This window comes from Streptomyces sp. NPDC014734, assembly GCF_043083325.1.
In the GTDB taxonomy this organism is placed as follows: domain Bacteria; phylum Actinomycetota; class Actinomycetes; order Streptomycetales; family Streptomycetaceae; genus Streptomyces.
The window spans coordinates 35,639-48,310 of the sequence record NZ_JBIBYN010000008.1 but is presented as its reverse complement, the minus strand read 5'-3'; the positions used below and the strand labels follow the sequence as shown (position 1 = coordinate 48,310).

The following is a 12,672-nucleotide window of genomic DNA, read 5'->3' as shown; positions in this document are numbered from 1 at the left end:
AGCGGAGAGGGGACAGCGCGTGACGGTCAATATGACCAAGGGCCAGGCCATCAGCCTGCAGAAGAGCGACGGGGGGACCCTGACCGCGGTACGGATGGGGCTCGGCTGGCAGGCGGCTCCGCGCCGCGGCCTGTTCGGATCGCGCACGCGGGAGATCGACCTCGACGCGTCGGCGGTGCTGTTCGCCGACAAGCAGCCGGTCGACGTGGTCTTCTTCCGCCACCTCGTCAGTGATGACGGATCGGTCAAGCACACCGGGGACAACCTGGTCGGCGGCGCGGGTTCGGGCGGCGACGACGAGTCGATCCTCGTCGATCTCCAGCGGGTGCCGGTCCACATCGACCAGATCGTCTTCACGGTGAACTCTTTCACCGGACAGACGTTCCAGGAGGTGCAGAACGCCTTCTGCCGGCTCGTCGACGAGACCAACGGCCAGGAGCTCGCCCGCTACACGCTGGACGGCGGCGGGCAGTACACCGCCCAGATCATGGCGAAGGTGCACCGTTCGGGGAACGGATGGCAGATGACCGCCCTCGGCAACCCGGCCAACGGCCGCACCTTCCAGGACCTGATGCCGGCGATCCTGCCGCACCTGTAGGCAGGCCCCGGCCGGTCGGCCGACAGAGGTACGCGCAGCTCCCGGAGGCCACGGCCACCGGGAGCTGCAGCACATGGCGCCGTGCGGCACGGCACGACCGCACGCGGCACACGACTCACACACCGCATCGCACACTGCGCGCATCGCACCGAGCGCGTCGAGGGGGACAGGGCAATGACGGCCGAGCTGGTCCGGGGGCAGAACCACACCTTGCCCCAGAGCCGACTGGAGATCCGGGTGTCGGCCGGTACGCCCGTCGTGGCCGGTGCCACGCTCGGCGACGAGAACGGCACCGTGCACGGCGTCGAAGGGGTCGCCCACCCGGGGGAGCCCCGGCTGCCGGGGCTCGAAGTGTCCCGCCAGGCCGCCGCCGAGCACCGGATCGCCGCGGACCTCGACGCGCTGCCCGCCGCGGTGCACCGGCTCACCGTGCTGCTGGCCCTGCCCACGGGTACCGGCGGCCCGGTGCGGTTCGGCGCGACCGCCGCACCCCACATCGCCGTCACCGGACTCGACGGGGAGGAGATCGCCACCTTCACGCTCGCCGGCCTGGACACCGAGTCCGCGGTCTGCGCCCTGGAGCTCTACCGCCGTCAGGGTGCCTGGAAGGTCCGCGCCGTCGGCCAGGGCTACGCGGGCGGCCTCGCAGCCCTGCTCGCCGATCAGGGCCTGGCCCGGGCGGCCGAGCTGGCCCGCACCATCCAGGACGCGGTCTCCCTCGCGGCGGCACGTTCGGTCGCACCGCCCCCGCCCCGCACCCCGGACGGCGACCGGGTCGGTCCCGGCGCGGGCCCCGTACCACCGTCGGACACCCCGCCGCCCCCCACCGTCCCGCCGACGGCCGTCCCGGCCCAGGAGCCGCTCGCCGAGCCCACGGCCCCGCGGATCCCGGGCGGTCCCGTCGACTACACGCACCCGCGCCGCCGGACCTCCGCGCCCCCGCCTCCCCCCGCCGCCCCGCCCGCCGAGCCCGGCCGTCCGGCCCGGCCCGTCGCCGGGGACGCCGCCGGCTGGTCCATGGAGGAGCGCCTCTACAACCAGATCTGGGGCATGTTCGAGGACCTGGCCCGCACCACCGCCGCGTACCGCAGCGCCGTCGAATTCGCCGAGTCCCGCATGGGCCAGGAACTCGACAGGACCCTGTCCGACCCGCGCAACCGGATCGGCGGTGCCGGGGACCGAGCCCGCGAACAGGCCCGCGCCAAGCGCGACGAACTCGCCTCCCGGGCACGGGAGGCACTCGACCGCGACCTCGCGCAGCTCACCGCCGAGTCCGCGGTGGTGGAACCCGCGCTCCCCGCCGCGTACGCGCGGTGGGACAACCCCGTCTGGCACGCCTATCGCGTCCCGACGGAAATTCCCATGGCACTGCGGATCGGTGACGTCCACCTCCCCGAGGCCACCGGCCTGCGCATCCCGTTGCTGGTCAGGCTCCCGCTGGAGCGCGGCATATGGGTCGACGGCGGCCGCACGTCATCCGACGCGGCGGCCCTGACGGACGCCTCCCAACTGCGCCGCCTGGCCATGGAGAGCGCGGTCCTGCACGCGGCCCGGCTGCTTGCCGTGTACCCGGCGGGCGAGTTCTCCGTCCACGTCATCGACCCGGCCGGCTCGGCGGCCGGAGCACTCGCCCCGCTGGTCCGCTCGGGCACCCTCGCCGAGCCGCCCGCCGCCGGGGCCGCCGGAGTGGCCTCGGTGCTCACCCGGCTCACCCGGCGGGTCGATCTGGTTCAGATGGCGATCCGGGCGGACGCCGCCGACTCGTTGCCGCCGGACGTGGACACGGGCCAGCACCTGCTGATCGTCAACGACTTCCCGCACGGCTTCGACGACCGGGCCGTCACCCAGCTGCGCTACCTCGCCGACGAGGGGCCCTCGGTCGGTGTCCATCTGCTGATGGTCGCGGACCGCGAGGACGCCTCGGCCTACGGCCCGGTGCTCGATCCGTTGTGGCGTTCGCTGCTCCGGATCACCCCCGTCGCCGACGACCATCTCGCCGATCCCTGGGTGGGGCACGCCTGGACGTACGAGCCGCTCACGGTGGTGCCGGGCAGCGGGGTGCTCGACGACGTGCTCGCCGAGGTGGCCGCGGCCCGCCGCACCGGACGCCACTGACGGTCCCGTCGCGGTGGGACCACCGGGGACGCCGCACGCCCCGGCGGTAAGACCACGGGGTGCCTCACACCCCTCCCACCTGGGCTTTTGATGAGCCTTTACCCATCCCTTTACCTTCCCTTGGTTATTCCTGTACTGTTTTTTGGGCGGAGGGGAGTACTCCCACAGGCGGCGTTCCCGTCAGTACGGACCGTGACCGGTCCCGGGGCGTCGGCCCGCGACGCGCGGCGTGCGCGTCCGGGTGGAGGAGACCTCCGGCAGCGACGACGCTGATCAGTAGCCGTAGCGAACTGCCGGAGGCGCAGTGGACGTTTCATGGACCCTCTGGGTGCTGACCATTCTTGGTCTGTCAGCCCTCATCGCCGTCGACTTCTTCATCGGGCGCAAGCCCCATGACGTGTCGACCAAGGAAGCCGGGATCTGGACGGTCGTCTGGATCACCCTGGCCGCGCTCTTCGGCCTCGGGCTGCTGGTCTTCGGGGAGAGCCAGGCGTCGGGCGAGTTCTTCGCGGGCTTCATCACGGAGAAGTCGCTCAGTGTGGACAACCTCTTCGTCTTCGTCCTGATCATGGCGAAGTTCTCGGTTCCCTCCCACCTCCAGCAGCGGGTGCTGCTCGTCGGTGTGCTGATCGCGCTGGTGCTGCGGGCGGTCTTCATCGCCGCGGGCGCCGCCGTCATCGCCAACTTCTCGTGGGTCTTCTACATCTTCGGCGCCTTCCTGATCTTCACCGCCTGGAAGCTCGTCCAGGAGGCGCGGGCCGGCGAGGAAGAGGAGGAGTTCGAGGAGAACCGTCTGCTCAAGTCGATCGAGCGCCGCTTCGGAGTCGCCGACCGGTACCACGGCACCAAGCTCTTCATCCGTACCAACGGCAAGCGCGTCCTGACACCGTTGATGGTCGTCATGCTCGCCATAGGTACCACCGACGTGCTGTTCGCCCTGGACTCCATCCCCGCGATCTTCGGCCTGACCCAGGATCCGTACATCGTGTTCACCGCCAACGCCTTCGCGCTGATGGGACTGCGGCAGCTGTACTTCCTGATCGGCGGCCTGCTGAAGAAGCTGGTCCACCTCAGCTACGGTCTCTCGGTCATCCTCGGCTTCATCGGTGTGAAGCTGGTGCTGCACGCGCTGCACGAGTCCGGGGTGCGCGTTCCCGAGATCTCCATACCGGTCTCGCTGGGCGTCATCTGCGGTGTCCTGGTCATCACCACGATCACCAGCCTGATCGCCGAACGGAGGCGGAAGCGGGCCGAGGCGGCCGAGAAGTCGGACAGCACCGCGGGTGCGGGGGCGGGGCTCGACGGCTGATCGCGGACGCAGGCCGGGGCGGGCGACCGGACGTCGCCCGCCCCGGCCTACGGGGGATCACGCCTCCGGCGGGAGGGGCGTCGCCGCCGTCACCAACCGCGTGCGCGCCACTGCGGCAGTTGCGGGCGCTCGTCGCCGAGCGTGGTGTCGCGGCCGTGGCCCGGGTAGACCCAGGTCTCGTCCGGCAGCCGGTCGAAGAGCTTCGTCTCCACGTCGTGCAGCAGACTCGCGAATGCCCCGGGATCCTTGTGGGTGTTGCCGACCCCGCCGGGGAAGAGGCAGTCCCCGGTGAACAGGTGCGGAGCCCCGTGCGGGTCGTCGTAGACCAGCGCGATGGACCCCGGGGTGTGCCCGACGAGATGACGGGCGGTCAGGGTGACGCGGCCCACCCGGATCGTGTCGTCGTCGTCGACCAGGACATCGGTCGGGACCGGGATGCCCTCCGCGTCGTGACGTCCGGCGAACGTACGGGCACCGGTGGCCGCGACCACCTCGCCGAGCGCCTGCCAGTGGTCGCCGTGCCGGTGCGTGGTGACGACGGAGGCGATGCCGTCGTCACCGATCAGCCGCAGCAGGGTCCCGGCCTCGTTGGCCGCGTCGATCAGGAGCTGCTCGCCGGTGGCCCGGCAGCGCAGCAGGTAGGCGTTGTTGTCCATCGGGCCGACGGCGACCTTGGAAATCATCAGATCCGTCAACTCGTGCACATCCGCGCGTCCGCCGACCTTGACCGCTCCGCTGTACGTCATGGGGCTCAGCCTATAGCGGGGCGGTGCGGGGGAAAGGGCTACAGCGGGGGCAGTACGGGGAGGGTCCCGCCTCCGACGGTCAGCGCCGATCCGTCGCGGCGGCCGCAGAGCCAGCCGAGCAGCTCGGTCGCGGTCCCGCGGACCACGGCCGTCGCGCCCCCGGCGCCGCCGCCCGTGCTCCAGGACCGGCCGTCGTCCGCGGTGAGCTCCGTGGCCACGACGTCGGGGTGCCCGGCGAACCGTTCGGCGAGGAAGGCGATCTCCCGGCCGGCGAACTCGTCGGGGAGGTCCTCCAGCTCGTAGCCGATCCCCAGGTCGACGTGGTGCAGCTCGACCTCGACGCGGCGACGGAACGGAATCCGCGAGGCGGAATCCGTGACACCGTTGCGCAACGTGACCGTCCGCGACCAGTCGGCAGGGACCGAGGCGGCCTCCATGAGGCGGGCCGCGCTGTCGGCGAGGTCGGCGAGCTGCTCGGCGCTCGGCCGCGGTGCCCCGCGCTCGATGTCGCGGTCCCGGGTTTCGCTGTCTGCGTACATGGGGCGGTCCCGGAGAACATTTACGAGCGCGTCGGCGTTACGAGAGAGGTGCGCGACCACATGACCGCGGCTCCAGCCCGGCAGGCGGGACGGCGCGGCGAAGGCGGCGTCGTCCAATTTCTGCGTGGCACCGAGCAGCCGGTCGGTCGCTTCACGTAGGGCGTCCAGGTCGTGCGCATGATCAATCATGGGGCCGAGCGTAGCCCCGCCACTCATTCGGGTGAAGGAGACGGTGACCGTCCATAAATCGAATGTGCGTGCTATACGCTCGGAGCCGAAGCTTCGTACATCGCTGTGGCGCCCCCCATACCCTGGGACAGGGGCTCAGTTCCCCCACTTCTCCTAAGAAAGGTGCGGACCGGCGTGGCCGACCGTCTCATCGTTCGTGGCGCTCGTGAGCACAACCTCAGGAACGTCTCGCTCGACCTCCCCCGCGACTCCCTCATCGTCTTCACCGGGCTTTCCGGGTCGGGCAAGTCGTCCCTCGCCTTCGACACGATCTTCGCCGAGGGCCAGCGGCGCTACGTGGAGTCACTCTCCTCGTACGCCCGCCAGTTCCTCGGCCAGATGGACAAGCCGGACGTCGACTTCATCGAGGGCCTGTCGCCCGCCGTCTCCATCGACCAGAAGTCGACCTCGCGCAACCCGCGCTCGACGGTCGGCACCATCACCGAGGTGTACGACTACCTCCGGCTCCTCTTCGCCCGGATCGGCAAGCCGCACTGCCCCGAGTGCGGCAGGCCCATTTCGCGTCAGTCGCCGCAGGCCATCGTGGACAAGGTGCTGGGCCTTCCCGAGGGCAGCCGGTTCCAGGTGCTCTCGCCGCTGGTGCGCGAGCGCAAGGGCGAGTTCGTCGATCTCTTCGCCGATCTGCAGACCAAGGGCTACAGCCGGGCCCGGGTCGACGGCGAGACCGTCCACCTCTCCGAGCCGCCCACGCTGAAGAAGCAGGAGAAGCACACCATCGAGGTGGTCATCGACCGCCTCACGGTGAAGGACAGTGCCAAGCGCCGGCTGACCGACTCGGTCGAGACCGCCCTCGGGCTCTCCGGGGGCATGGTCGTGCTCGACTTCGTCGACCTCCCCGAGGACGACCCCGAGCGCGAGCGGATGTACTCCGAGCACCTCTACTGCCCGTACGACGACCTCTCCTTCGAGGAGCTGGAGCCGCGCTCCTTCTCCTTCAACTCGCCCTTCGGCGCCTGCCCCGACTGCACGGGCATCGGCACGCGGATGGAGGTCGATCCGGAGCTGGTCGTCCCCGACGAGGAGAAGTCGCTGGACGAGGGCGCGATCCACCCCTGGTCGCACGGCCACACCAAGGAGTATTTCGGCAGGCTGATCGGCGCCCTCGCCAAGGCCCTCGGTTTCCGCACGGACATCCCGTGGGCCGGTCTGCCGCAGCGCGCCAAGAAGGCCCTGCTGCACGGCCACAAGATCCAGACCGAGGTCCGCTACCGCAACCGCTACGGGCGCGAGCGTGCGTACACCACCCCCGCCTTCGAGGGCGCGGTGCAGTTCGTCAAGCGGCGCCACTCCGAGGCCGAGAGCGACTCCAGCCGGGAGCGCTTCGAGGGGTACATGCGCGAGGTGCCCTGCCCGACCTGCGAGGGAACCCGCCTCAAGCCGATCGTCCTGGAGGTGACGGTGATGGACAAGTCCATCGCCGAGGTCTCCGCGATGTCGATCAGTGAATGCGCGGACTTCCTCGGCCGGATGAAGCTGAACGCCCGCGACAAGAAGATCGCCGAGCGGGTGCTGAAGGAGGTCAACGAGCGGCTGAGGTTCCTTGTCGACGTCGGTCTCGACTACCTCTCGCTGAACCGCGCGGCGGGCACCCTCTCCGGCGGCGAGGCACAGCGCATCCGGCTGGCCACGCAGATCGGCTCCGGTCTGGTCGGCGTGCTGTACGTACTGGACGAGCCGTCCATCGGTCTGCACCAGCGGGACAACCACCGGCTGATCGAGACCCTGGTCCGGCTCCGTGACATGGGCAACACGCTCATCGTCGTCGAGCACGACGAGGACACCATCAAGGTCGCCGACTGGGTGGTGGACATCGGCCCCGGCGCCGGTGAGCACGGCGGGAAGGTGGTCCACTCCGGATCGCTGAAGGAGCTGTTGGCCAACGACGAGTCGATCACCGGCCAGTACCTGAACGGCAAGAAGTCGATCGCTACGCCCGTCGTGCGGCGTCCCGTCGATCCGTCGCGCAGCCTCACGGTGCACGGCGCCCGGGAGAACAACCTCCAGGACATCGACGTCTCCTTCCCGCTCGGCGTGCTCACGGCCGTCACGGGCGTCTCGGGTTCAGGAAAGTCGACGCTGGTCAACGACATCCTCTACACCCACCTGGCGCGCGAGCTGAACGGCGCCAAGTCGGTCCCCGGCCGGCACACCCGGGTCGACGGCGACGACCAGGTCGACAAGGTGGTGCACGTCGACCAGTCGCCCATCGGCCGCACGCCCCGGTCCAACCCGGCCACGTACACCGGCGTCTTCGACCACGTCCGCAAGCTGTTCGCGGAGACGATGGAGGCGAAGGTCCGCGGCTACCTGCCGGGCCGCTTCTCCTTCAACGTCAAGGGCGGCCGCTGCGAGAACTGCTCCGGCGACGGCACGATCAAGATCGAGATGAACTTCCTGCCCGATGTGTACGTCCCGTGCGAGGTCTGCCACGGCGCGCGTTACAACCGGGAGACCCTGGAGGTCCACTACAAGGGCAAGTCCATCGCCGAGGTGCTGGACATGCCGATCGAGGAGGGCCTGGAGTTCTTCGAGGCCGTTCCGACGATCGCCCGCCACCTGCGCACCCTCAACGAGGTCGGTCTCGGATACGTGCGGCTCGGCCAGTCCGCGCCGACGCTCTCCGGCGGTGAGGCACAGCGGGTGAAGCTGGCGAGCGAACTGCAGAAGCGCTCCACCGGCCGCACGGTCTACGTCCTGGACGAGCCGACCACCGGCCTGCACTTCGAGGACATCAGCAAGCTCATCAAGGTGCTCTCCGGGCTGGTCGACAAGGGCAACTCGGTGATCGTCATCGAGCACAACCTCGATGTGATCAAGACCGCCGACTGGGTCGTGGACATGGGCCCCGAGGGGGGCAACGGCGGTGGTCTGGTGGTCGCCGAGGGCACCCCGGAGCAGGTTGCCGCGGTTCCGGCCAGCCATACCGGCAAGTTCCTCCAGGACGTTCTGGACCCGGACCGGGTGAGTGAGGCCACCGTGCCCGCGGCCCGCAAGCCGGTGCGGAAGGCCGCGGCGAAGAAGGCGGTCGCCGCCAAGGCGGCTCCGGCCAGGAAGACCGCCTCGGCCAGGACGGCTGCGGGACGGGCCGCCAAGCCCGCCACGACGGCCAAGCCCGCCACGGCCAAGCCCGCCACGGCCACGGCGAAGAAGACGGCCCGCGCGCGCAAGGCCTGAGGCCGTCGATCCGTCGATGTGTGCACGACACCCGGTGCGTGTACGACGCCCGGTCCGAGGGGCACCGCCCGCGGACCGGGCGTCGCTCTCACAGACGGGTCCGTACGCCCGGCGGCTCCCCACGAAGGGGGCCACCGGGCGAAGGGGGCCGTCGACGGGAGGGCGATGGCGAGGTCCGGTGTGCGGGTCACCGGCTCCCGTCGGCACGGCGGAGCGTCGCGCGGGCCGTCCCCGCCACGCGTGCCCGGTCGGCATGCCGCCCCCGACCAGGGGAGAAGCGTCCTCGGGCGGCCCGCGCGACGGCCGCTCGATCTCCGCCGGTATCGTCGGTTCTGTCACCGATGGCTCCGTACCCGCCGCCGCGTCCCCGGCGCTCCCGGCATCGCAACCGTTCGGCGATCTGCGCAATTCCGCCCCTCCGACCAGTGGAGACCGCATGTCCGGCCAGTCCGCCGCCCGCCGTACCGTGCTGAAGGGCGCCGCTCTCGTCGGCGTCGCCGGACTGGGAGCGGCCGCCTGCTCGACCGAATCGAAGCTCGGTCACGCCGGGACGCCGACGCCCACCGCCCCCGTCGAACTCGGCGCGCCCGAGGAGGTCCCGGTCGGCGGCGCCAAGCTCTACCGCGAGCAGCGAGTCGTCGTCAGCTGCCCCGCCAAGGGCCAGTACAAGGCGTTCAGCGCCCAGTGCACCCACGCGGGTTGCGTGCTCGACAAGGTCGAGGACAACATCGGGAACTGCCCCTGCCACGGCAGCCACTTCGACGTCACCACCGGTGAGGCGAAGCGGGGCCCGGCGACCGCGCCGCTGCCCGCGGTCCCGGTCAGGGTCGAGGGCGGAAGGCTCGTGGCGGGCCCCGAGGCCTGAGCCCCGGTCGCCCCGGACCCATCCGTTCCGCCCCGTGTCCCCGTCGGTTCCGGCCGGGACCGGTCCGAGATCCTCCGCAGGCCCCGGCCGGACCGGCCCGTGATCCCCTGCGGGCCCCGGCCCGCGATGTCCGCGCCCGGTCGGTCCCTGCCGGGCACGCCTCACGCCCAGTCCCAGTCGATCCCGACCAGGCCCGGCCGCACGCCCTGCTCCACCAGATGCACGGTCCGGTGCCTGCCGGTGAGCGTGAGCTCCGTACGCGCACCGCGCGGTGCGCCCGCCGAGACCTGGGAGAAGCTGCGGCACCGCACCGGCAGGGCGGCTTCGTCGAAGCCCACCTGCAGCACGTACTGTCCGCCGCCGAAGCTGAAGCCGCGCACGTATTCCCCGCACGGGCCGCCGGTCGCGTCGTGGAAGCCGTACGCGAAGAGGTACGTGTCACCCGCCCCCAGCCGGATGTCGAAGAGGAGCTCCGCGACGAGCACTCCCGTCTCCAGGTCCCAGCGGACCCGCCCCGTCCGGCAGTTCTCCCCGGCCGTCACCTCCACGCGTGCCGGATCGCAGCCCGGATCGCCGCGGTGCACGGCGAGGTAGCGGTCGATGCCGTCCCGGTGCGCGCGCACCACATGCTGCGACCGGCGACGGCACAACTGCCGGTCGGACCCGATCCGTACCCGTTCGTGATGCCCCACCGTGTGCAGCCCGCCGTCCACCGGCGATCCCATCCCCGCCAACAGCCGTTCCACCGCCCCCGACGCCTCCATCAGGGAGCGGTACGAGCGCCCGGCCGGGCGATCCGCGTCCCCCCGCCCACCGTCCGCCTCCAGCAGACGGAGCAACGAGTTCCCCGGCAGGTCGAGCACCTCCTCCAGCGCCTTCACGGCCCGCAGGGACTCGGCGCGCTGCGGGCGCCTGGCCCCCTGCTGCCAGTAGCTCAGGCTGGTCACCCCGACCTTGATCCCGCGGTGTGCGAGGTGGTGCTGCACCCGCTGGAGCGGCAGCCCGCGTACGGACAGCGCGGTGCGCAGCGCCAGATGGAACGGGCCGGTGTGCAGCACCTGCGCCAGTTCGGGCCCGGTGTGCTGCATGAGGTCCTCCAGGTGAACGTTCACGGGATCGGGGCGGCGGGGTCGCGTCGACCGGCGTGGTGGCGCAGGTGGCGGACGGAGTTCCGTTCACGTGTCCGCCACGCCGTTCACACCGCGATGTTCCCCCGCATTGAAGCGTGTTGACCCCTTCCCGACAACGGTTGATGCTCCTCGAACAGCGTCCGGACGCGCTCCTCCGATTCACCCACCCCCGCCGCATTGGGAGGAACGCAATGCGCTATCCGAGAATCCGGCCGGGACGGCATCCGCTCGCCGCCGTCCTCGCCGCCGTCCTCTTCGCCGTCCTGTTCGCCGCACCGTCGGCGACCGCGTCGGCGACCCGGACCCCCACCACCCCGGCCCCCGTCACCAGCGCGGCCGCGGCCCGGGACGCCGCGGTCACCGCCCCCGCGGGCATCGCCGCCGCCCGACGCCTGAACATCACCATGCAGGCCCAGCAGAAGACCAACTGGTGCTGGGCGGCGTCCGGCAACACCATCGCCACCTGGTTCGGCCGCTCCTACTCGCAGAACGAGTTCTGCAACGCGGCCTTCGGACGCGCCCAGGGCTACGAGTGCCCCAACTCGCAGGCCAACCTCGCCAATGTCCAGAGCGGCCTGCGCTGGGCCGGCATCAGCCCCGGTTCCTACGTCACCGGCTGGCTGCGCTACCCCACGGTCCAGGCCGAGATAGCCGCGGGACGTCCTGTGGAGACCCGCATCCAGTGGTCGTCGGGCGGCGGTCACATGCATGTCCTGTACGGGTACGACGATGCCGACAGCCTGGTCTACTGGGGCGACCCCTGGCCCTCCAACAACCGCTACAACTGGGCCTCGCACGACTGGTACGTGAACAACTACGAGTTCTCCTGGACCCACTCGCTCTACCGGATCGGGGCGTGACGACATGATCTCCAAGAACGCCCGCACCGCCGGAAACGCCCGGTCCACACGCACCGCCCGGTCCACACGCACCGCCCGGTCCACACGCACCACCCGGTCCGTGGCCGCCGGCGTGGCCGCCGCCGGTGTGCTGGCGGGGGCGACCCTGCTCACCGTCACCGCCCCGCAGGCGGTCGCGGCCACCGGCCCCGGCGCGGACCCGGCCGCCCTGGCCGCCGCCCACCGGGCGGCGGGCGCCCCCGCGACCCTGGACACCCTGTCCCGGTTCTTCGCGCGGGACGGTGCGGTCGCCCGGACGTCGGCCGCGCCGCGCGTCGAGGGCGCCACCGTTCCCGTCCGCAGCCTCGATCCGGACTTCGTCGCCGGGAAGCCGGGAGCTCCCGTCGCCAGGCTGGACTACCTCGCCACCACGGCCGTCTCCCCGGACGGCCGGAAGGCCTCCCTGTGGACCGTCCCGAAGGAGGGGAAGGACGGTGTCTGGCAGGTGGTGAACATCGCCACCGGCGACGACGAGACGCGGTACACCGCCGAGGGCACGCGCAGACTCCCCGGCGGAACGGTCTTCCGCGAACCCCAGATCGACGCCTGGTACGTGCAGAAGGGCACCACGGTGCTCCCGCTGGACCAGGACGCGGTCCGCGCGGTGGGTGCCCGCGGCACCACACTGGCCGCCTACCGCGCACGGGTGCAGCGGGCCTACGGCGACAAGCTCCCCGGCTCCGGATACGCCCGCTCGGGCCGGGCGGGCGGTTACGAGCCGTCCGCCGCGGCCCCGGAAAAGGGCGGCGTCGCGCCCCAGGGGCCGGCCGTCGCGGGCGCCGCCTCCGGACCGGCCCCGACCGTCACGTCGGCCGTCGCCGGAACGGGCGCCCTCGCCGTACTCGCCCTCGGCGGCGTCACGCTCCTGCGCAACCGCCGTCACCGGCGAAACCCGTGACCTGACACCCGCTCCTCCCCGATCCCGCGCCCCGGGGCACGCTCCCGTCATCCGTGCCCCGGAGCGCGGCGCCCGGGTCCCGGGCCGGGCCCGGGCGATCCGCCCCCGGCCCCGGCCCGGACCGGGCGAACGCACCCGCCCGAGCGGGGC

10 protein-coding genes are annotated in these 12,672 nt (G+C 71.6%); 7 read left to right on the top strand and 3 right to left on the bottom strand.

Features of this window, described 5'->3' with window-relative positions; translation table 11 throughout:
• Window positions 1-19 precede the first annotated feature (19 nt).
• From ACF1CT_RS15130 to ACF1CT_RS15120, 3 genes are all read left to right on the top strand, one after another.
• On the top strand, window positions 20-598 hold the full coding sequence (locus ACF1CT_RS15130) for a TerD family protein (RefSeq protein ID WP_391784265.1): 579 nt from the start codon (window positions 20-22) through the stop codon (window positions 596-598).
• 174 nt (window positions 599-772) lie between these two features.
• On the top strand, window positions 773-2,713 hold the full coding sequence (locus tag ACF1CT_RS15125) for a TerD family protein (RefSeq protein ID WP_391784264.1): 1,941 nt from the start codon (window positions 773-775) through the stop codon (window positions 2,711-2,713).
• A 304-nt stretch (window positions 2,714-3,017) separates the two neighbouring features.
• Entirely contained in the window at window positions 3,018-4,022 is a 1,005-nt protein-coding gene (locus ACF1CT_RS15120) for a TerC family protein (protein ID WP_391784263.1), read from the top strand.
• Between the two features lie 89 nt (window positions 4,023-4,111).
• On the opposite strand, the gene ACF1CT_RS15115 is transcribed toward ACF1CT_RS15120, so the two are convergent.
• Together ACF1CT_RS15115 and ACF1CT_RS15110 are read right to left on the bottom strand one after the other, a co-directional pair.
• Window positions 4,112-4,768: an MBL fold metallo-hydrolase gene (locus ACF1CT_RS15115; protein ID WP_391784262.1), complete on the bottom strand. Its 657-nt coding sequence runs from the start codon at window positions 4,766-4,768 to the stop codon at window positions 4,112-4,114.
• Window positions 4,769-4,806: 38 nt separating this feature from the next.
• Complete coding sequence (locus tag ACF1CT_RS15110; RefSeq protein WP_391784261.1) at window positions 4,807-5,496, bottom strand: maleylpyruvate isomerase family mycothiol-dependent enzyme; 690 nt, start codon at window positions 5,494-5,496, stop codon at window positions 4,807-4,809.
• 174 nt (window positions 5,497-5,670) lie between these two features.
• Here ACF1CT_RS15110 and uvrA point away from each other — a divergent pair, with 174 nt between their 5' ends.
• Both uvrA and ACF1CT_RS15100 read left to right on the top strand, forming a co-directional pair.
• Window positions 5,671-8,730: an excinuclease ABC subunit UvrA gene (gene uvrA, locus ACF1CT_RS15105; protein WP_391784260.1), complete on the top strand. Its 3,060-nt coding sequence runs from the start codon at window positions 5,671-5,673 to the stop codon at window positions 8,728-8,730.
• A 436-nt stretch (window positions 8,731-9,166) separates the two neighbouring features.
• Complete coding sequence (locus ACF1CT_RS15100) at window positions 9,167-9,595, top strand: Rieske (2Fe-2S) protein (protein ID WP_391784259.1); 429 nt, start codon at window positions 9,167-9,169, stop codon at window positions 9,593-9,595.
• A gap of 161 nt (window positions 9,596-9,756) precedes the next feature.
• Here ACF1CT_RS15100 and ACF1CT_RS15095 read toward each other — a convergent pair whose 3' ends face one another.
• Window positions 9,757-10,683 (bottom strand): hypothetical protein, encoded by a 927-nt coding sequence (locus ACF1CT_RS15095; protein WP_391784258.1) that lies wholly within the window; start codon window positions 10,681-10,683, stop codon window positions 9,757-9,759.
• Window positions 10,684-10,916: 233 nt separating this feature from the next.
• Here ACF1CT_RS15095 and ACF1CT_RS15090 point away from each other — a divergent pair, with 233 nt between their 5' ends.
• Window positions 10,917-11,585, top strand: a complete 669-nt coding sequence (locus ACF1CT_RS15090) for a papain-like cysteine protease family protein (RefSeq protein WP_391784257.1) — start codon at window positions 10,917-10,919, stop codon at window positions 11,583-11,585.
• Window positions 11,586-11,589: 4 nt separating this feature from the next.
• Entirely contained in the window at window positions 11,590-12,522 is a 933-nt protein-coding gene (locus tag ACF1CT_RS15085) for a hypothetical protein (RefSeq protein WP_391784256.1), read from the top strand.
• Window positions 12,523-12,672 lie beyond the last annotated feature (150 nt).

Bases quoted from the DNA above. Each gene is read 5' to 3' on its own strand.
- ACF1CT_RS15125 (WP_391784264.1), top strand. From the start codon at position 773: ATGACGGCCGAGCTGGTCCGGGGGCAGAACCACACCTTGCCCCAGAGC.
- ACF1CT_RS15115 (WP_391784262.1), bottom strand. From the start codon at position 4,768: ATGACGTACAGCGGAGCGGTCAAGGTCGGCGGACGCGCGGATGTGCAC.
- ACF1CT_RS15110 (WP_391784261.1), bottom strand. From the start codon at position 5,496: ATGATTGATCATGCGCACGACCTGGACGCCCTACGTGAAGCGACCGAC.
- ACF1CT_RS15100 (WP_391784259.1), top strand. From the start codon at position 9,167: ATGTCCGGCCAGTCCGCCGCCCGCCGTACCGTGCTGAAGGGCGCCGCT.
- ACF1CT_RS15095 (WP_391784258.1), bottom strand. From the start codon at position 10,683: ATGCAGCACACCGGGCCCGAACTGGCGCAGGTGCTGCACACCGGCCCG.
- ACF1CT_RS15090 (WP_391784257.1), top strand. From the start codon at position 10,917: ATGCGCTATCCGAGAATCCGGCCGGGACGGCATCCGCTCGCCGCCGTC.
- ACF1CT_RS15085 (WP_391784256.1), top strand. From the start codon at position 11,590: ATGATCTCCAAGAACGCCCGCACCGCCGGAAACGCCCGGTCCACACGC.